Raw genomic sequence first — 19,153 nt, forward strand, 5'->3', positions numbered from 1 at the left:
GGCTGATTGTCGTCATCGGCACTTTCCTTTTGCTGGAAGCAGCGCCTGGTGATGCGGTCGACGCCTATATCGCCTCGACCGGCGGCGATGCCGGCATGATCGAACTGCTGCGCCATCGTTGGGGCCTCGACCAGTCGGCGCTGACGCGGCTGGCCAACTATCTCTGGGCGCTGCTGCATCTCGACCTCGGCCAATCGGTGACCTTTTCGCGGCCGATCCGCGACGTCATCCTCGAACGCCTGCCCAACACGCTGCTGTTGATGGGCTGCGCCACCGCGCTCTCCTTCGGGCTCGGCTCGGCACTCGGCATCTATGCCGGCGCCAGGCCCGGCGGCTTTCGCGACCGTTTCCTGTCGATCGGTTCGCTGGCGCTCTATGCCGTTCCCGGCTTCTGGCTCGGGCTGGTGCTGATCATCGTGTTCGCCGTCGACCTGCGCTGGTTCCCGATCGGCGGCATCGAGAGCATCGCGTCGGCCAAGACCGGCCTCGACCGCGCGGTTGATATCGCCAGCCATCTCGTCCTGCCGGTGTCCGCACTCGGCTTCATCTATCTCGCGCTCTACCTGCGCATGATGCGCGCCGGCATGGCCGAGGTCTGGCGACAGGATTTTGTCCTCGCCGCTCGCGCCAAAGGGCTTTCCCGTCGCCGCATCGTGCTCGCCCACGTTGCCCGCAACGCGCTGTTGCCGCTGGTCACCATGCTCGGCCTGCAATCGGCGCAGATGCTCGGCGGCAGCGTCGTCATCGAAAGCGTCTTTTCCGTGCCCGGCCTTGGCCGGCTGGCGCAGGAAGCAGTGGCGGCGCGAGACACGCCGCTGCTGCTCGGCATCATTCTCACCAGCGCCGTTCTGGTTGTCGTGATCAACCTTCTCGTCGACATAGCCTACGCCTTCCTCGATCCGCGCGTCGGCGCCAACGAGGCGAGCGCGTGAACCCGCTTCGCCGCTTTCTTCGGGCGCCGGAAGCGATCGCCGGCGCGATCATCCTGGTGGCGCTGTTTGCCATGGCGCTGTCGGCCTCGCTGTTCTTCCCCGGCGATCCGCAGGCCATTGCCGGGCCGGCATTGCTGCCGCCCTTTCAGGACTGGTCGCTGCCGCTCGGCACCGACCGGCTCGGCCGTGACGTGCTGGCCGAACTTTTCCACGGCGCCCGCACCTCGCTGGCAGTCGGGCTGGCGGCGGCAGCCGCAGCCATTGCCGTCGGCGCGATAGTCGGCACGCTGGCCGGCTTTACCGGCGGCCTCGTCGACGAAGTCCTTATGCGCATCACTGACGCCTTCCAGACCGTGCCGAGCTTCCTGCTGGCGCTGGCTTTCGTCAGCGTCGTCGGGCCATCGCTCGGCGTCGTCGTCGCGGCGATAGCGCTCGGCGCATGGACCGGTCCGGCGCGCGTAGCGCGAGCCGAAGTGCTGTCGATCCGCGAGCGCGATTTTGTCGCCGGCGCCCGCGTCATCGGCATGCATCCGCTGGAGATCGCCTTTCGCGAAGTGCTGCCCAACGCATTGCCGCCGGTGCTGGCATTGTCGTCGGTGATCGTCGCCGCGGCGATCCTTACTGAAGCGGCATTGTCCTTCCTCGGTCTCGGCGACCCGAACCGCATGACCTGGGGCGGCATGATCGCCGAAGGTCGCACCGTGCTGCGCGCCGCGCCCTTCCTGTCGATCATTCCGGGCGTAGCGCTCGTGCTGACCGTGCTCGGCGTCTATCTCGCCGGCGAAGGCGTCGTCGAAACGACAGCGGTGAGGAGGAGCCTGTCGTGACGGCACTGCTTTCGATCCGCGATTTGACGGTAAGCTATCGCCGCGATGGCGCCGAGGTGGCGGCGCTGAAACATGTCAGCCTCGATGTCGCCGCCGGCGAGCGCCTCGCCATCATCGGCGAGAGCGGCTCGGGCAAGAGCACGCTGGCGCTGGCCATCGCCGGGCTGCTGCCGGCTTCCTCCAGGATCGACGGCTGCCTTGACTGGTTTTTGCCATCGTCGCCATCCGTTGGTGCCAAGGCACCCCCCTCTGAGGGGGGCGTGAAGGAACGCCGGCCATCCGAATTCATTACCCGGTCCACCCACACCCCCCTCGGCGGCCGCGACATTGGCTTCGTCTTCCAGGACCCATCGGCAAGCCTCGATCCGGTGATGTCGGTCGGCGAGCAGATCGCGGAAGTTGCGCACACGCATCTCCGCCTTACTTGGCCGCAATCCTATGCCTGGGCAAAAACCCTGCTCGAACGCGTCCGCCTGTCCGATCCCGATGCCGCCTTGCGCGCCTATCCGCACCAGCTTTCCGGCGGCCAGAAGCAGCGCGTAGCGATCGCCGCCGCGATCGCGGCAGGTCCGAAACTGCTGATCGCCGATGAGGCGACCAGCGCGTTGGACACCATCGTGCAGGCCGAGATCGTCGCGCTGATCCGGCAATTGGTGGCCGAGGACGGGATGACGCTGCTGTTCGTCAGCCACGACATCGCGCTGGCCACCGAGCTGGCCGAGCGCATCGCCGTGTTCCGGCACGGCGAGCTGGTCGAGCTCGGTGCGACGGCGCAGATCATTGCTAGCCCGCGCCACGCCTATACAAGAGCGCTGCTCGACGCTCATCTCGGCCTCGACGCCGAACCAATGCTGCGGCCGGCAGGAGCATCGAGGTGAGCCGTCGTCCATTGCTGGCTGTTTCCGGCCTCACCAAACGATATCGTCGCGGCGGCAAGACAATCGCCGCCGTCGATGATGTTTCCTTCGACATCGAGCCCGGCGAGACGCTGGCACTGGCCGGGCCTTCCGGCAGCGGCAAGTCGACCATCGCGCGGCTGCTGCTGCGGCTGATCGAACCGGACGCCGGCCGCATCGAGTTCGAAGGCGGCGATTTCCTGTCCTTGAACGGCGCTGCCTTGCGCGCACGGCGCGCGCGTTTGCAAATGGTGTTCCAGGACCCGCTCGCCGCCTTCAACCCGCGAGCTACGGTAGCGCGCGTGCTCGACGATCCCCTGCGGATCCATGGCGTCGCAACCATATCAGAACGCCCGCGCCGCATCGCCGCTCTGCTCGATCGCGTCGGCCTGAGCGCTGATCTCGCCGGCCGCGCCATCCACGAGATCTCGGGCGGCCAGCGCCAGCGCATCGCGATTGCTCGCGCCATCGCGACAAAGCCGTCGCTGATCGTGCTCGACGAAGCGGTGTCCGCGCTCGACGTATCGGTGCGTCGACAGATCCTGCAATTGCTGCTCGATCTGCAGCGCGAGGAACGGATCGCCTATCTGTTCATTTCGCATGATCTCGGCGTTATCAGCGCCATCGCCCATCGTGTCGTCATCCTCGACGCCGGCCGCGTCGCCGAGAGCGGCAACGCCCGTGCGGTCATCGGTGCCCCGCAATCGACGATCGGCAAGGCGCTGGTGACGGCAGCGCCAAAACTGAACAGGACCAGCACGCAAGGCGCGGCCGATCGTCAGTAACCCAGCGCGCAACCATCCTTGCGTGGATCGGACGCGCCGGTAAGCGTGCCCTTGTCCCAGTCGATCAGCACCAGTTGGCCGCCGCCATGCGGCTCGGTTGGGATGGACACGTCGTGGCCTCGCTCGCGCAGGCCGGCGATCGCCTCGGCCGGAACGCCACGCTCCGCCTCCACTGCGTCCTGGCGGTAAAACACCCTCGGCGCATCCAGCGCCTCCTGCGGGTCCATGCCGAAATCGATAATGTTGGTGAGCAGGTGGACATGGCCGAACGGCTGGTAGCCGCCGCCCATCACGCCGAACGGCATGATCGCCCGGCCCTTGGCTGTCACCATGCCCGGCATAATGGTGTGCATGGGGCGTTTTCCCGGTGCGATGCGGTTTGGGTGGTCCGCCGCCAGGCGGAAGCTGCTGCCGCGGTTCTGCAGGACGACGCCGGTGCTCGGGCCGACCACCCCGCTGCCGAACGAACCAAAGGTCGAGTTGATGAAGCTGACCGCATTACGATCGCGGTCGACCACGGAGATGTAAACGGTATCGCTCGGCTGAAGCTCAAGCCGAGGCAGATGCGTCATCGCACGCGCCGGATCGATCTCGGCGCGGAGCCGGTCCGCATGGGATCTGGACAACAACTGCTCAACCGGAACATGGACGTGGTTCTGGTCGCCGATGAAATTGTCGCGGTCCTGATAGGCAAGCCGCCCAGCCTCGATCTCGAGGTGAAAGCGCTCGGCGCCGTTCGGTTCCAGTGAGCCGAGCGAGCAGCCCGACAGCACATTCAGCATGATCAGTGCCGTCAGCCCCTGGTTGTTCGGCGGCATCTGATGGATGTCGTAGCCTCGGTAGGATGTGCCGACTGGCCTGACATATTCGCCCTGCGTCGCCGCGAAATCCTCGAGCGCATGCAGCCCACCGAGAGCACGCAAACGCGCCACCATGTCGTCGGCGACCTCGCCTTCGTAAAAGCCGGCGCGGCCACGGCGCGAGACGATGCGCAAGGTTTCGGCCAGTTGCGGCTGCCGGTGCAACTCGCCTGCCTGCGGCGCCCTTCCATCCGGCAGAAATATCCGCGCCGCATGTTCGTCAGCGGCCAGCAAGGCAGCACTTTCAGCCCAGTCGAAGGCAACGCGATCTTGGACGACGTAGCCCTGTTCGGCGTAGCGTATGGCAGGTGCGAGCGCGGCGTCGATGCCCTTTCTGCCGTGATTCTCGAGCAGCCGGCACCAGGCGTCGACGGCGCCCGGCACGGTGACCGCGTGCGGACCGGACTCGGGCAGTTCGACATGCCCCCTGTCCAGATACCATTCAGCCGTCGCTGACGCAGGTGCGCGGCCGGAGCCGTTGAAGGCCAGAACCTCGCCTTGGCCGTTGGGGCAGTAGAGGACAAAACAGTCGCCGCCGATACCGGTCGATTGCGGCTCGACGACCGCCTGCACCGCCGCCGCGCACACGGCTGCATCCATCGCGTTACCGCCGGACCGCAGCATCTCGAGCGCCGCCAGTGTCGCCAGAGGGTGCGATGTCGCGGCCATCGCTTCCGTCGCACGAACCGGCGACCGACCGGGGAGTTGAAAATCACGCATGCAGGATCAATAGCCTCCGACCAACCAGATGTGAACTGGCACCGGCAGCCAAAGGGCTGCGCCACCGAGCACCACGACCGACAGTATCATTGCCGTGGCAGCGCTCAGCCCTCAGAAATTACCGGCCTCAATCCGCGAATTTAAAAACATCCGTGGTGTAATCGGGGTAGGCATCCAGACTGTCGAAAAGCTCGGCCAGGTCAGGGGTGTCAGCCAATATTCCGGACAAGACCAGCGCAGTCGCCACGCCGGCGCCAATTCCACCGGCGACATCGTGTTCGACGCTGTCGCCGACACAGACCACGCTGCTTCGGTCCGGGTTGCCCGCCAGCGCCAGCGCGGCGTCGAAGATCGGGGTATAGGGCTTACCGATACGGGTGACGCTGCCGCCGAGGCCCTCATAGAGATCCGCAAGCTGACCGGCGCCAAAGCGAGGCCCCACGGCGGTCAGCATGATCTTGTCGGGGTTGGTGCAGAAGCACGGCACCTGCCGCATTGCTGCCGGTGCAAAAAGTCTGCGATAGTGATCGATGTCGTAGCGATCGCCCTCACTGGCGGCGATCAGCACCAACTCGGCATCGTCGCCGTCACCGGTCAACGCGAAAGGCAGGCCTTCAATCGCCGAGCGATCGCCCTCGCGGCTGATCAGTAGGCACTTTGTGTTTGGGCGCAGCTTTCCGGATGTCGCCATTTCGTGAAAGGACCGCCACGCGATCTCGCCGGAAGAGACAAATTGATCCCAGCTTCCTGGTTCGAAGCCGAGCTTCAGCAAGCGGGCTTCGTTGGGCCGCGCGCGCCTGCCCGAGTTCGAGACCAGCACAATCGTCCTGCCTGCGCGCTTCAGCGCCGACAATGCCTCCACAGCGCCCGGATAAGGGTTTGTACCATCGTGCAGCACGCCGAACTGATCGAGCAGGAACACCTGATAGCGCTCAACCAGCGCTCCGATGCCATCGACATGTTCAACTGTCTTCGTGATCACAAAAGCCCCGCTTCGATTGCGCCCATCAGCGCCAGCCGCGCCGTGCCGGCTGCCGCCTCGTCCGAAAGCGCCGGCAGAAAATCAACGCCCAGTTTGCGCTGCCGGATCGCGGTCCAGGCGGCGTTTGCCGCACCGCCGCCGACACTTCTGACAGATGTCAATCGGGGCGCGCCGAGCTCGGCAAGCCGGCGATAGCCGAGCGCCTCGATCTCGGCAATGCCTTCCAACATTCCTTTCAGATAGTCGGCATCGTCCGCAGGCCGCGGCGTCAGGCGTGGCGGCAGAGCAGGATCGGCGATCGGAAAGCGTTCGCCGACCGCGGGAAGCGGATAATAGTCGAGGCCGGTCTCCGTCATGGGGTCGATCGCCGCACTCAACTCGATGATGCGCGCGAGGGGAAAATGCTGCGCCAGCACCTTGCCGCCCGAATTCGACGCACCACCCGCCAGATAGGCATCTCCCAGCCGGTGACTATAGATGCCGAACTGCGGCGCCGAGATCGGCCGGTCGGAGAGAATCTTGATGGTCAGCGAGGATCCCAGCGCAGTGACGCCGTCGCCAACTGCCGCAGCGCCCGTCGCCAGGAACGACGCGCAGCCATCCGTCGTCCCGGCGACCACGGCCACGTCGCGCGCCAGGCCGAATAGGTCTGCAGCGCTCGCGGAGAGCGTTCCCGTGATGTCGCCGGGCTTGACGACGCGAGGCAGGAGTTCCACGCGCATGCCGGTCGCCGCGATCCAGTCCGGCCAGCAGCGGGCCTCGACGTCGTAACCGGTTTTCAGAGCATTGTTCTCGTCGCTGATATCAAAGCGGCCGGAGAACTGTGCCGCGATCCAGTCGGCCTGATGCAGCACCGCGGCAACGCCGGGCTGGCGCTGGAACGACAGCGCCTTGGCGAGACCGGACGTCGCCCCAAGTGCAGCGCTCGCTGCCGGCGCCTCGCGCGCGATCACGGCCAGAATGGCGTCATCGTCAACCTTGTCATTGTACATCAGCGGCTCGGCCAGCGGCCGCCCGGCGCCGTCGACCGGCAGCAGCGTGCCCGAAGTGCCGTCGACGGCAATCGACCGGACCGCCGCGCGATCGATGCCTGAAAGCAGTTCGGTCAGCGCCGCGCCGACCGCTGACCACCACACTGAGGGGTCGCGGGCGTTCTGGCCAAATCTGTCGAGTGGGACGGCGGAACGCGCGGCAATCGAAAAGTCCGGGCGCATGGCGACGGCGCGCGCACCTGATGTGCCGATGTCGATGCCGATCGAAAGGGGGCCGATCGAAAGCGGGTCGATCGAAAGCGGGCCGATCAAACGCGCCATGTCAGCTGCCGGCTGCATTGAGTTTCTGGCGGTACTGCTCGGCGTCCCAGTTGATCAGTTCGTCGTTCTCGGCGGCGGTCAGATAGTTAAGCTTCGCCGCGACATCGACCCGCGCCGTCACGTCGGCAAGGCAGCGTTGCATGGCGTCGGCGCCGCCACTCGCGTCGCCGCGCATCAGCACGCCAAGCCCGGGGAACAGGATTCCCACCGGTGCACTGTCGCACCGTTCGGTGACACGCTTCACGTCCTCGCCGGGTCTCGCCACGACCGAACCCTGGCCGAGAAAGATGACGTGATCGGGATAGAGGCTGCCCCCCGACGCCATGCGGCAGCTTTCCGGATCGATCGCGGCCGCATGCGCTTCGACATCCGCCGGCAACCTGTAACCGGTGCGTCCGATGAGCGCCGTCAATGCAGCAAGGTTGGGCTCCGCCACCTCGCGGGGCGGCCGCGCCAGCAGCCCTGTGACGCGGCGCAGCAGCGCTTCGGCGCCGGCGACGGTCTCGGCTGCGACGACCAGGCCGTGATTGGCAAGGATCAGCACATCGACCCCAGGCCGAAGGCGCTCGGCAATGCCTTGGGCGAGCGGCAGGCCCGGCCGGCGATAGGGAACATACGCCCATTCGAGACCATCGAGGCGCTTGGCGATTTGAGCCTCGCAGTCGGCCTGCACGGCAAGGGAGATGGTGTCGACACAGTGAACATGCAGAACCACTCGCTGCGGCATCAGGGCGTGAACAGTGGTCTCGATGGACGGGCGCAGCCTGCGTGTGTTGAGCGCCTCGATGGCGAAACCCTGCGGCTGATCGGCGGCTGGGTCGCGCTGTTCGACAGCCCTGAGCAGCGGGGCGATCGCCACGGGAACCATAATGTCTTCGGCGAGCGCATTCTTCAACCAAGTACCGGAAGCCTTGATCCAGAGCGTGTCGCCAGCCTTCAGCGAAGTGTTGCCGCCCGCGGCCTGGGTCAAATGCGGGTCGCGCCCGATGCTGGCCGAAAGCGACCGCAAAGTAGCCAATTCCTGCGCATCCGCATAGTTTGCCATCGAAATTCCTTCAGAAACCGGCCGCGTGGCCACGGCTTTGGATATCCCGCTGCCGGGATAAGGAGTGATGCTGGTATCGCAGATACGAGTAAGTTACGTCAATAGTGATCTCATTTCGTCAAATCGAGCTTGCAATCTAATCTGTGTTGAGTAACTTGCACCAATTGCCGTGGCAAAATGGCATTTCGGGAGGGTATCCGTTGAGCGACTCCGGCCGCCAGCGACAGATCGTCGAGTTGTTGCGGGATCGCCCCTTCGCCTCAGTGCGCGAGCTCCAAGAGCGGCTCGGCGTGTCGGCTGCGACGGTGCGGCGCGACATCGACAAGATCGATGAGGCCGGTGAAGCACGAAAGGTCTATGGCGGCATCTCGGCGCTCGATGGCGCCTCTCAGGCGGGCGTCGCCTATGCCAGGCCCTATGACGAGAACCGCGATCTCGCAGTCGAAGCCAAGCGGCAGATCGCGGCTCTCGCCGCGACCATGGTGCGCGATGGCGACGCCATCATCGTGCATGGCGGTTCGACCTGTTTCCACCTCGGCGCCAAGCTCGCCGACCGCAACATCCGGCTCTACACCAACTCGATGCCGCTCATCGCCTATTTGAGCGACCACGGTCATTGCAGCCTAACCATCGCCGGCGGTGAGCTTCATCGCGAGCCTGGCATCATCCATTCGCTCACCCAGGCGGTGCCGTTCTATGCGTCGAAATTCTTTCTTGGCGCGCAAGGCATCGGCCCGGAGGGCGTGCTGGAATCGCATCCGCTGCTGGTCCGCTCCATCGTCGAACTCAGCCTATGCGCCGACCAGATCGTGGTGCTGGCCGACAGCCGCAAACTGTCGATCCACGCGCGCAACGTCGCGCTGCCTCTGTCCCGCATCGGCACGCTGGTGACCGATGACGGCCTGTCCGATGCCGATGCACGCATGCTCGAAGACGCCGGCGTCATGGTGCGGATCGCCTCTGCCTCTGGAGCCCTGCAGTGAAGGTGGCCGTCCTCGACTTCGGCAAGACCAACTCGAAGCTCTTCGTCTTTGGTCAGGACGGGCAGATTCTCGATGAGCGCCGGACTCAGCCAAACTGGACGTGCAAAGGCGGCTTCAGTGTGCTCGACGAGACAGCCCTTCACGATTGGGCGGCTCGCGCCGTCGGCGAAGCGGTCGACAATCATGGTGTGGAAGGATTGATGGTTTCGGGCCATGGCTGCACCTTTGCCCTGGTCGACGATGCGGCGCTGACGCATCCGATTCTCGACTACGAGCAGGAGCCACCGGCTGAGATCGCCGCGCAGATCGATCGCCGCATTCCGGATTTTGCCGAGACTTTCTCGCCGCTCCTGCCGCTCGGCTTCAACTATGGTCGCCACATGCTGTGGCTGAAGGCGGTGCAACCCAGCACATTCGATGCCGCGAAATCGATCCTCGGCTATCCGCAATACTGGAGCTGGCGCTTTGGCGGCCGGGCGGTCTCGGAAGTGTCCTATCTCGGCTGTCACTCGCATCTGTGGGCGCCGCGCAAGCGCGATTTCAGTTCACTGGTCGACGCCGAGGGCTGGCGCGGCCAGATGCCCGCCTTTGAGCGTGCCGGAGCTGTCATCGGCGAGCGGCGCCTCGGCGGGGCAACACGGCCGATTGCCATCCACAACGGTGTCCATGACAGCAATGCGGCGCTCCATGCCTATCGCCGGCAGGAGCTTGGGCCGGTCACAGTCGTCTCGACCGGCACCTGGGTCGTCGTGCTCAACCCGGACTGCCCGCTCGACGCGCTCGACCGCGACCGCGACATGCTGGTCAATGTTGATGTCGATGCTGGCCCGGTGCCGACCATCCGTTTCATGGGCGGCCGTGAATTCGCGACAATCAGCGCCGGCTGGCAAGGCGCAATCGCTCGCTCCTCGGTACAGCAGGTGATCGACGCCGGCATCATGGCGCTGCCTGGTTTCGCCCCGGGCGGGCCGATGCCTGGCCATCCCGGCGAATTGGTCGGGCGCACACCCAACGCGGAGGAGCGCGCGGCTGTGGCGCTGCTCTATGTCGCACTGATGGTCGATCTGTGTCTCGACCTGATCCATTCGAACGATACCGTAATCGTCGATGGCGGGCTGAACAGTGGCGGCGTGCTCGCCGCCCTGCTGGCGCAGCTGCGCCCCGGCCAGTCCTTCATGCAGGGCGCCACGCTGGAGGGCAGCGCCACCGGAGCGGCGGCTCTTGCCTTCGAGAGTGTTGGACGCGAATTTGCCGCCGAGGCGCCGGAGCCGGTGCGCGCCTCCGGCTTCGCTGATCTTGCTGGCTACCGCGACAGCTGGCGCGGCCTCTCCGGCGATCGAGGCATCGTTGAAACTGCAGCGCGAGGTGCACGATGACCGCCGCTGCCCAAATCGAGACGGCGCGCCAGCCGATGCTGGAGATGCGGCACATCTCCAAGACGTTCGGCCCGATCCGCGCCTTGCAGGACGTGTCGCTGACCGTCCACGCCGGCGAACTGCACGCGCTGATGGGCGAAAACGGCGCCGGCAAGTCGACGCTGATGAAGGTGCTGTCCGGCGCCTATCGGCCGGATCCAGGCGGCGATATCCTGATCGACGGCACACCGGTTGCGACCGGCGACCCGATCAAGGCGCGCGCCAACGGCATTGCGGTCATTTATCAGGAGCTGTCGCTGGCACCCAACCTGACGGTTGCGCAGAACATCTTCCTCGGCAACGAGCCGAGACGGTTCGGCATCGTCGACCGCGATCAGTGCAATCGGCGCACTGACGAGATCATCGCGCGGCTCGGCGTCTCTTTCTCGGCGCGGGCCTCGGTCTCCAGCCTGTCGCTCGGCGAACGCCAGCTGGTCGAGATCGCTCGCGCGCTGTCGACCAGCGCGCGCATCATCGTCATGGACGAGCCGACCACCTCGCTGACCTCGCGCGAGACGGAAAGGTTGTTCGAGGTCATTGCGACGCTGAAGTCGCAGGGCATCGCCATCATCTACATCAGCCACCGGATGGAAGAGGTCTACCAGCTTGCCGACCGTGTTAGCGTGCTGCGCGACAGCGGCTATGTCGGCACGCTCGACCGCGCCGATCTGAACGCCTCGCGCCTCGTTTCGATGATGGTTGGCCGTGATCTGTCCGCCTTCTACAAGAAGGATCACCGCCCGCCGGACAGCAAGCGCGCGATTGCACTGTCGGTGCAGGGCATGTCGGACGGCAATCTTTTGAAGGACTGTTCCTTCGACCTGCACAAGGGCGAAGTCTTGGCGCTGGCGGGCCTGGTCGGCTCGGGCCGAACCGAGCTCGCACGGCTGATCTTCGGTGCCGACAGGCACACATCAGGCACGCTGGAACTCGACGGCAAGCCGATAGCCATCGGCTCGCCGCGCGAGGCGCTGGACGCCGGCATCGCCTATCTCACCGAAGACCGCAAGGAACTCGGTCTGTTCCTCGACATGTCGATTTCCGACAATATCAGCATGGGCGTGCTCGCAAGGGACGCGCAGGCCGGCGGCTTGCGCGACTTCGCCATGGCCGAAAGGCGCGCCGCCAAGGCCGTTTCCGACCTCTCCATCCGCACCAGGTCGGTGCACGCCAATGCCGGCTCGCTGTCGGGCGGCAACCAGCAGAAGGTGCTGCTCGCCCGCCTGCTCGAAACCGAGCCGCGGGTCCTCATCCTCGACGAGCCGACTCGCGGCGTCGATGTCGGGGCGAAGTCCGAAATCTACCGGCTGATCGACGATCTCGCCAAGAAGGGCATCGCCATCCTGATGATCTCGAGCGAACTGCCGGAGGTGATCGGCGTCGCCGACCGCGTGCTCGTGATGCGCGACGGCACTATCGCTGGCGAAGTTATGGCATCCGCCGGCCAGCTGCTCAGTCAGGAAGCAATCATGGAACTTGCAACGGGAGCGGCCAAGTGATGACCGACAAGGCAACCGAGATGAGCGCGGGCGACCAGGCTGTCGGCAGGAGCCGGCGGCTGCGCACCGCCTTCGCCGCCCTTGGCATGCTGCCGGTCCTGATCCTTTTGGCGGCCGGCTTCCAGATCATGAACCCGCGCTTCCTCACCGAGACCAACCTGTTGATCGTCACGCAGCAGTCGTCGATCAACATCGTGCTTGCGGCCGGCATGACCTTCGTCATCCTGACCGGCGGCATCGACCTGTCCGTCGGGTCCATCCTTGCCGCCTCGGCGATGGTGGCGGTGATGGTGTCGCTGGTGCCGGAGTGGGGCATGCTCGGCGTGCCAGCGGCCATTCTGGTCGGCCTCGGCTTCGGCGTCGTCAATGGGCTGCTCGTCGCCTACATCAAGCTGCCGCCCTTTATCGTCACGCTGGGTTCGCTGACCGCCGTGCGCGGTGTTGCCCGCCTGCTCGGCCAGGACACCACAGTGTTCAACTCTGACCTGCCGTTCGACTTCATCGGCAACGGTTCGCTGTTCGGCATTCCCTGGCTGGTCATCATCGCTCTGTCGGTCGTGGTGCTGTCCTGGCTGGTACTCAAGCGCACCGTGCTCGGCACCTGGATCTATGCCGTCGGCGGCAATGCCGAAGCCGCGCGCCTCACCGGCATCAAGGTGCCGCTGGTGCTGCTCTTCGTCTATGGCGTTTCCGGCCTGCTGGCCGGCCTTGGCGGCGCCATGTCGGCGGCCCGACTCTATGCGGCCAATGGGCTGCAGCTTGGGCAGTCCTATGAGCTCGACGCCATTGCCGCGGTCATTCTCGGCGGCACCAGCTTTGTCGGCGGCGTCGGTTCGATCTGGGGCACGCTGATCGGCGGGCTGATCATCGCGGTGCTCTCCAATGGGCTCATCTTGGCCGGTGTTTCGGACATCTGGCAGTACATCATCAAGGGATTGGTCATCATCGTGGCGGTCGCCCTCGACCGCTACAGGCTCCAGGCAGGAGCAAGAACGTGATTGACCTTAGTCGCCGGCGTCAACGACCCGGTTTCATGTAACGCACCGTGAGAGGCGCGGGGCATCAGGAGGAAAACAATGAAGACCATCGCTAAACTGCTCTGCGGCGTTGCCCTTGCGGCCGTCGTCATCGCACCGGCTTCGGCCAAGGATCTGAACAAGGTCGGCATCTCGGTCGGCCTGCTCGGCAACCCGTTCTTCGTCGCCACCATCAAGGGCATCGAGGACGCCGCCAAGAAGATCAACCCTAATGTCGAGGTGACGTCGGTGTCGGCCGACTACGACCTCAACAAGCAGGTCTCGCAGGTCGACTCCTTCATCGCCGCCGGCGTCGACGTGATCATGCTCAACGCCGTCGATGCCAAGGCGATCGCACCGGCGGTGAAGAAGGCGCAGGCGGCGGGCATCGTGGTTGCCGCTTTCGATGTTTCGGCGCCGGGCGCCGACGTCACAGTGATGACCAACAACGTCAAGGCCGGCGAAGCGGCTTGCCAGTATCTGGTCGACCATACCGGCGGCAAGGGTGACTATGTCATCCTGAACGGCCCGGCATCGTCGTCGATCCTGGAGCGGGTGAAGGGCTGCAAGGACGTGCTGGCGAAGCACCCGGATATCAAGATCCTCTCCGACGACCAGAATGCCGAAGGCTCGCGCGACGGCGGCCTCAAGGTGTTCCAGTCGCTGCTGACCCGTTTCGACAAGATCGACGCAGTGTTCGCCATCAACGATCCGACAGCGATCGGCGCCCAGCTTGCGGCCAAGCAGCTCAACCGCTCGGAGTTCATCTTCACCGCGGTCGACGGCGCGCCCGATATCGAGAAGGAACTCTCTTCCGGCACCTCGATGATCAAGGCCTCGGCCTCGCAAGATCCTTACGTCATGGCTGGCCAGTCGCTGCAGATGGCGGCCGAAGTGCTCGCCGGCAAAAAGCCGGCCGAGGCGACGGTGCTGCTCGACCCGCAGCTGATCACGGCCGAGAACCTGAAGGACTACAAGGGCTGGACGGCGGCCCGCTAGCTTAGAGCCTCCCAAGGCTGGTGCGGCCGGGACGACCGGCCGCACCGTTTTTTGTTTGAGCATCGGATTTTCCCAAAACCGGTTTCCACTTTTGGGTCCGATGCTCTCGACCAGCAGGAGAGATCATGTCGCGCATTGGAATCCATTCTTTCGTCTGGTCGGCGAGCTCGGCGCAAGGCGACCTCGAACGAACGCTGGCCAACACCAAAGAGGCAGGTTTCGACCTGATCGAATTCTCCTATCTCGACCCTGCCAATGTCGACGTTGGCGGGCTGGCCAAGCGCATCGCCGACCTCGATCTCGGCGTGGCGATCAGCATCGGACTGCCGGCCGACGGCGACATTTCAAGCGCCGACAAGGCGATTGCGGCGCACGGCGTCGAAATCCTGAACCGTACGATCGCGCTCACCCGCGATCTCGGCGGCCGGAAGGTCGCCGGCATCCTCAGCACCAGCCACGGATTGCAGACTGAGGCGCCGACACGCGATCAATGGAACCGCAGTGCTGCCACGCTCGCCAAGGTCGCGGAGACCGCCAAGGCCGCCGGCGTCACGCTCAACCTTGAGATCGTCAACCGCTTCGAGAGCAATCTGCTCAACACCGCCGCACAAGGGCTAGCCTTCATCGAGGACACCGGCTCAGACAACATCTTCCTGCATCTCGACACTTTCCACATGAATATCGAGGAGGCCGATGTCGGGCTGGCCATCCGCCACGCCGCGAAGAAGATCGGCTATGTCCATATCGGCGAGAGCCATCGCGGCTTCCTCGGCACCGGCAACATCGACTTCGCCGCGATCTTCGATGCGCTGACCGCGATCGGCCATAGCGACGACCTCAGCTTCGAATCCTTCTCATCGGAGATCGTCGACGAGAACCTGTCGAAGAAAACCGCCATCTGGCGCAATCTGTGGACCGACAATATGGAACTGGCCCGGCATGCGCGCCGCTTCATTGCGATTGGGCTGGAGACGGCACGGCGCAAGGCCGAGCTTGTTTCATCAAGCCATCGACCTTAGCACCACTTCCCATTTGCGATCCTTAGGCCAGATCAAAACGTTCCACGGCGCGCATGATGCCGCGCAGTTCGGCGAGGCCCTTCAGCCGACCGATCAATGAGTAGCCGGGGTTGATCCTGGTCTTGCCGATATCGTCGGCGAGCAGATGGCCATGATCAGGACGCATGGGAATCCGCCAGTCGGCGCGGCCTTCCCTACTGCGGCGCGTTTCTTCCTGCATCAAAGCGAGGATGACATGCGTCATGTCGGTGCCGCCCTCCAGATGCTCGGCTTCATGGAAGGAGCCGTCATCCTCGATGGTTACATTGCGCAGATGGACGAAATGGATCCGGTCGGCGAATTCCTTGACCATGCCGACAATGTCGTTGTCTGCGCGCGTACCGTAGGAGCCGGTGCAGAATGTCAGGCCGTTTGCTGGGCTGTCGACGGCGCTGAGGATGAAACGCGCGTCCTCGGCGGTCGAAACGACCCGTGGCAAGCCATAAAGCGAGAATGGCGGGTCATCGGGATGGATGCACATGCGCACTCCCTCCTGCTCGGCCGCCGGAATGATCTCGCGCAAAAACCAGGCGAGATTGTCGCGCAATTCCTTCGGCCCGATCGAGTCATATTCCGCCAATGCCTCGCGAAAACTGTCCCTGACGTAGCTGCGCTCGGTCGCCGGCAGCCCGGCAATGAGATTGCGCTCGATCCTGTCGATCTGCTCTTCGCTCAGTTCCTTCAGTCGCGATTCCGCTTCGGCGATACGTACCGCGCTGTAGCTGGCTTCGGCATTCCTTCGCTTCAGGACGAAAAGGTCGTATGCGGCAAAATCGATCGCATCGAACCGCAGGGCGTAGCCCGTCGTTGGAAGACGATATGCAAGGTCGGTGCGGGTCCAGTCGACCACAGGCATGAAATTGTAGCAGATGGTCTTTATGCCGGCTTTCGCCAGCGCACGGATCGTGTCCTTGTACCAGCCAACATAGCGAACCCGTTCCGCCGAGCCGATCTTGATCGAATTGTGGACGGGAATGCTCTCCACGACAGACCAGGTCAGCCCTTCGGCCTCGATGATCCGCTTGCGCTCCAGGATGTCCGTCAAAGGCCAGGCGCGGCCGTCATAGATATTATGCAGGGCGGATACAACGCCCGTGGCTCCGGCCTGCTTGACATGATCGAGCGTTACCGGGTCGTCAGGGCCATACCAGCGCCAGCATTGTTCCATCGAGGCTTTCCTTTGCGGTAAAACAGAACCGTATTGTTGGGCCACAATGGAAGTCAAATTAAAGGAGTTTGCGCAATGAAGGACTTCGACGGCAAGATCGCTCTGGTGACGGGGACGACCGGGATCGGCCTCGCAACTGCCAGACGTCTTGCGGCGGGCGGCGCGGCGATCATCGCCTGCGGCATCGACCGCGCGGCCAACGCTGCGATAACAGCGGATCTGGACAGCTCCGGCGCCGAGGCGCTGGTCATGGCCGTCGACGTCTCCGTGCCGGATCAGGTTCGCGACGCGGTCACGGCCGGTGTCGAGCGGTTCGGCGGCCTCGATGTCATCGTCAATTCCGCGGCGGTCCATCCGTATGGAACGGCGACCAGCACCGATTTCGACACCTGGAACCAGGCGATGTCCGTCAATGTCGGCTCGATCTACCTGACCGCGCATTTCGGTATTCCCGAGATGATGAAGAGAGGCGGCGGCGCCATCGTCAACGTGGCTTCGGTGCAGGGCTTCGCCTGCCAGCAGAACGTCGCCGCCTATGCTACGACCAAGGGCGCCATCCACACCCTGACGCGCTCCCTGGCGCTTGACTACGCGCGCTCCGGCATTCGCGTCAATTCCGTCAGCCCGGGCTCGATCCGCACCCCGATCCTGGAAAGGGCGGCGCGCGGCGAGAATGGCACCGACGCCGATGTCGAGGCCGCCTACAGGCGCTTCGGCGAAGCCCACCCCATCGGGCGCATCGGCGAGCCGGAGGAAGTGGCGGAACTCATCGCCTTTCTGTGTTCGTCGAAAGCCGGGTTCTGCACCGGTGCGGACTACAGGATCGATGGCGGCCTGACGGCCGGCATCGGCGTCAAGTAGAACAGGAAGATCGGTCTCGGCCGGCAAACCAAGGGCGCTTAACATGCGCGAGTTTGCATACTGCACTTGCAGCCGGTTCAACCGTCTGATTCCCTTGGTTACGCTGGGCTGTCCTGATTCGCTCACTGTCCAAAGTCTTAGCAGTGCGCCAGGAGTAAGCCTTCCACCGACCGCTGCGCTGGCGCCTTCAAGGGGAGAGACGGCAAATGAACACTGCAACGAGGCCGGCAATCTCGGAGATGAGGCCCAAAATATCCGTCATCGGGGTTGGCGGCGGTGGCGGCAACGCCATCAACAACATGATCGCCGAAGGCTTGCAGGGCACCGAATTTATCGTCGCCAACACCGATGCCCAGGCGCTCACCATGTCGAAGGCAACGCGGCTGATCCAGTTGGGAGCGCACGTCACCGAAGGCCTTGGTGCAGGATCCCTGCCCGAGGTCGGCCATGCCGCGGCCGTGGAATCGATCGACGAAATCATGGACCATCTTGCGGGAACGCATATGTGTTTCGTGACCGCGGGTATGGGAGGCGGAACTGGAACTGGTGCAGCACCGGTCATAGCGCAGGCCGCGCGCAACGCGGGAATACTGACCGTGGCCGTCGTCACCAAGCCGTTCGTCTTCGAAGGGAACCGTCGAATGCATGCCGCCAATGAGGGCATCGAGCGGCTGCGCGAAAGCGCCGATACCGTCATCGTCATCCCGAACCAGAACCTCTTCAGGATCGCCGATGCCAGGACGACCTTCGCGGACGCGTTCGCCATGGCGGACCGCGTCCTCTACGCCGGCGTCGGCTGCATCACCGATCTCATCGTCAAGGAAGGGCTGATCAATCTCGACTTTGCCGATGTGAAGTCGGTGATGCGCGACATGGGTCGCGCGATGATGGGAACCGGCGAAGCCACCGGGGAGGACCGCGCCAGGAAGGCGGCCGAAGCAGCGATCGCAAACCCGCTTCTCGACGAAGCGTCGATGATGGGCGCCAAGGGCGTCCTTGTCTCGATATCGGGTGGCACTGATATGACGCTGTTCGAGGTCGACGAAGCCGCCACCCGCATCCGCGAGGAGGTCGACGCCGACGCCGATATCATCGTCGGCGCCATTTTCGACAAGGCGCTCGCCGGAAAATTCAGGGTGTCGGTCGTTGCGACGGGATTGCGGCGCGGGCTCGAGATACCGCTGACGGCGGGGTTGGAAAGCCGTGTGAATTGAGCGGCAAAAGGAAATTCAGGCGTCGCAGCGCCGGTTGGAATGTCGGGCGAGCAAGTGGCGGGCATCAAAGAAAAACCCCAGCAACCATTTGAGATTGCTGGGGGCTTTATGTCGAAACTGGTTGCCGGAAAATGTGACTTTCTCTGTCCCGCTGCGTCGGCTTTCAAACTCGACTGCGCCAGGCCCGAACGCAAAACGGCCCGCACTGAGGCGGGCCGTTTTGTGTACTTGGTTGCGGGGACAGGATTTGAACCTGTGACCTTCAGGTTATGAGCCTGACGAGCTACCGGGCTGCTCCACCCCGCGTCAACCAGACGGCGAATGCCGGCCGGGCAGCCCGGACTTTTGGTTTTGTCCGTCCTCGAGGCCTTCGGCCTTTTGCGGGCGGACGGGGCGCTGCTCGACCCCGGGTCAACTTCAGAAGTAGGCCTTGGCCTACTGGATTCAAGCTTGCGCCAAATGGAAAGGGCCGCTTGCGCGGCCCGAGCTCGCGATTGGCGGGCCTGTTTTGTAAGGAGAAGATTTGGATTCTTGCGACGTGCGTTTTGCAGACCTGGCAGCGACCTACTCTCCCGCGTCT

17 protein-coding genes and 1 tRNA gene are annotated in these 19,153 nt (G+C 64.3%); 12 read left to right on the forward strand and 6 right to left on the reverse strand.

Annotated features, from left to right (window positions below; genetic code table 11):
- Positions 1–2: 2 nt before the first annotated feature.
- The 4 genes from EOA78_RS29455 to EOA78_RS29470 are packed head-to-tail and all read left to right on the forward strand — an operon-like array spanning position 3 to position 3,440.
- Positions 3–932: an ABC transporter permease gene (locus EOA78_RS29455; protein WP_245477817.1), complete on the forward strand. Its 930-nt coding sequence runs from the start codon at positions 3–5 to the stop codon at positions 930–932.
- On the forward strand, positions 929–1,759 hold the full coding sequence (locus tag EOA78_RS29460) for an ABC transporter permease (protein WP_127318567.1): 831 nt from the start codon (positions 929–931) through the stop codon (positions 1,757–1,759). Before EOA78_RS29455 ends, EOA78_RS29460 begins: the two co-directional genes overlap by 4 nt.
- Positions 1,756–2,637: an ABC transporter ATP-binding protein gene (locus tag EOA78_RS29465; protein ID WP_164783994.1), complete on the forward strand. Its 882-nt coding sequence runs from the start codon at positions 1,756–1,758 to the stop codon at positions 2,635–2,637. Before EOA78_RS29460 ends, EOA78_RS29465 begins: the two co-directional genes overlap by 4 nt.
- Positions 2,634–3,440, forward strand: a complete 807-nt coding sequence (locus EOA78_RS29470) for an ATP-binding cassette domain-containing protein (protein ID WP_164783995.1) — start codon at positions 2,634–2,636, stop codon at positions 3,438–3,440. The genes EOA78_RS29465 and EOA78_RS29470 overlap by 4 nt, the downstream gene beginning before the upstream one ends.
- Here EOA78_RS29470 and ggt read toward each other — a convergent pair.
- The 4 genes from ggt to EOA78_RS29490 form a co-directional block, all read right to left on the reverse strand.
- A complete protein-coding gene (gene ggt, locus EOA78_RS29475) occupies positions 3,434–5,020 on the reverse strand; it encodes a gamma-glutamyltransferase (protein ID WP_127318569.1) in 1,587 nt (528 codons plus the stop codon). The genes EOA78_RS29470 and ggt overlap by 7 nt on opposite strands.
- 127 nt (positions 5,021–5,147) lie before the next feature.
- Positions 5,148–6,002, reverse strand: a complete 855-nt coding sequence (locus EOA78_RS29480; protein WP_127318571.1) for a TIGR01459 family HAD-type hydrolase — start codon at positions 6,000–6,002, stop codon at positions 5,148–5,150.
- Positions 5,999–7,315, reverse strand: a complete 1,317-nt coding sequence (locus EOA78_RS29485) for an FGGY-family carbohydrate kinase (protein ID WP_127318573.1) — start codon at positions 7,313–7,315, stop codon at positions 5,999–6,001. The genes EOA78_RS29480 and EOA78_RS29485 overlap by 4 nt, the downstream gene beginning before the upstream one ends.
- A 1-nt stretch (position 7,316) precedes the next feature.
- A complete protein-coding gene (locus EOA78_RS29490) occupies positions 7,317–8,360 on the reverse strand; it encodes a class II aldolase/adducin family protein (protein ID WP_127318575.1) in 1,044 nt (347 codons plus the stop codon).
- Between the two features lie 200 nt (positions 8,361–8,560).
- On the opposite strand from EOA78_RS29490, the gene EOA78_RS29495 reads away from it, so the two are divergent.
- The 6 genes from EOA78_RS29495 to EOA78_RS29520 all read left to right on the forward strand — a co-directional run bounded on the left by EOA78_RS29495 (position 8,561) and on the right by EOA78_RS29520 (position 15,291).
- Complete coding sequence (locus tag EOA78_RS29495; protein ID WP_127318577.1) at positions 8,561–9,343, forward strand: DeoR/GlpR family DNA-binding transcription regulator; 783 nt, start codon at positions 8,561–8,563, stop codon at positions 9,341–9,343.
- Complete coding sequence (locus EOA78_RS29500) at positions 9,340–10,719, forward strand: carbohydrate kinase (protein WP_127318579.1); 1,380 nt, start codon at positions 9,340–9,342, stop codon at positions 10,717–10,719. Before EOA78_RS29495 ends, EOA78_RS29500 begins: the two co-directional genes overlap by 4 nt.
- Positions 10,716–12,257, forward strand: coding sequence for a sugar ABC transporter ATP-binding protein (locus tag EOA78_RS29505; protein WP_127318581.1), 1,542 nt, complete (start codon positions 10,716–10,718; stop codon positions 12,255–12,257). The genes EOA78_RS29500 and EOA78_RS29505 overlap by 4 nt, the downstream gene beginning before the upstream one ends.
- Complete coding sequence (locus EOA78_RS29510) at positions 12,257–13,255, forward strand: ribose ABC transporter permease (protein WP_127318583.1); 999 nt, start codon at positions 12,257–12,259, stop codon at positions 13,253–13,255. The genes EOA78_RS29505 and EOA78_RS29510 overlap by 1 nt, the downstream gene beginning before the upstream one ends.
- Before the next feature lie 78 nt (positions 13,256–13,333).
- Positions 13,334–14,272, forward strand: coding sequence for an ABC transporter substrate-binding protein (locus EOA78_RS29515; RefSeq protein ID WP_029348335.1), 939 nt, complete (start codon positions 13,334–13,336; stop codon positions 14,270–14,272).
- A gap of 125 nt (positions 14,273–14,397) precedes the next feature.
- Entirely contained in the window at positions 14,398–15,291 is an 894-nt protein-coding gene (locus EOA78_RS29520) for a sugar phosphate isomerase/epimerase (RefSeq protein ID WP_127318585.1), read from the forward strand.
- Positions 15,292–15,313: 22 nt separating this feature from the next.
- Here the strand turns inward: EOA78_RS29520 and uxuA are convergent, their stop codons facing one another.
- The gene (gene uxuA / locus EOA78_RS29525; RefSeq protein WP_127318587.1) at positions 15,314–16,498 is read right to left on the reverse strand and encodes a mannonate dehydratase; all 1,185 of its coding nucleotides are present in this window, start codon (positions 16,496–16,498) and stop codon (positions 15,314–15,316) included.
- A 75-nt stretch (positions 16,499–16,573) separates the two neighbouring features.
- On the opposite strand from uxuA, the gene EOA78_RS29530 reads away from it, so the two are divergent.
- Both EOA78_RS29530 and ftsZ read left to right on the forward strand, forming a co-directional pair.
- Positions 16,574–17,359, forward strand: coding sequence for an SDR family oxidoreductase (locus EOA78_RS29530; RefSeq protein ID WP_127318589.1), 786 nt, complete (start codon positions 16,574–16,576; stop codon positions 17,357–17,359).
- Between the two features lie 206 nt (positions 17,360–17,565).
- Entirely contained in the window at positions 17,566–18,573 is a 1,008-nt protein-coding gene (gene ftsZ / locus EOA78_RS29535; protein WP_127318591.1) for a cell division protein FtsZ, read from the forward strand.
- 229 nt (positions 18,574–18,802) lie between these two features.
- Here ftsZ and EOA78_RS29540 read toward each other — a convergent pair.
- Positions 18,803–18,879, reverse strand: a tRNA-Met gene (locus EOA78_RS29540).
- Positions 18,880–19,153 lie beyond the last annotated feature (274 nt).

This window comes from Mesorhizobium sp. M5C.F.Cr.IN.023.01.1.1 (assembly GCF_003997585.1).
GTDB classification, from domain to species: Bacteria; Pseudomonadota; Alphaproteobacteria; order Rhizobiales; family Rhizobiaceae; genus Mesorhizobium; species Mesorhizobium wenxiniae.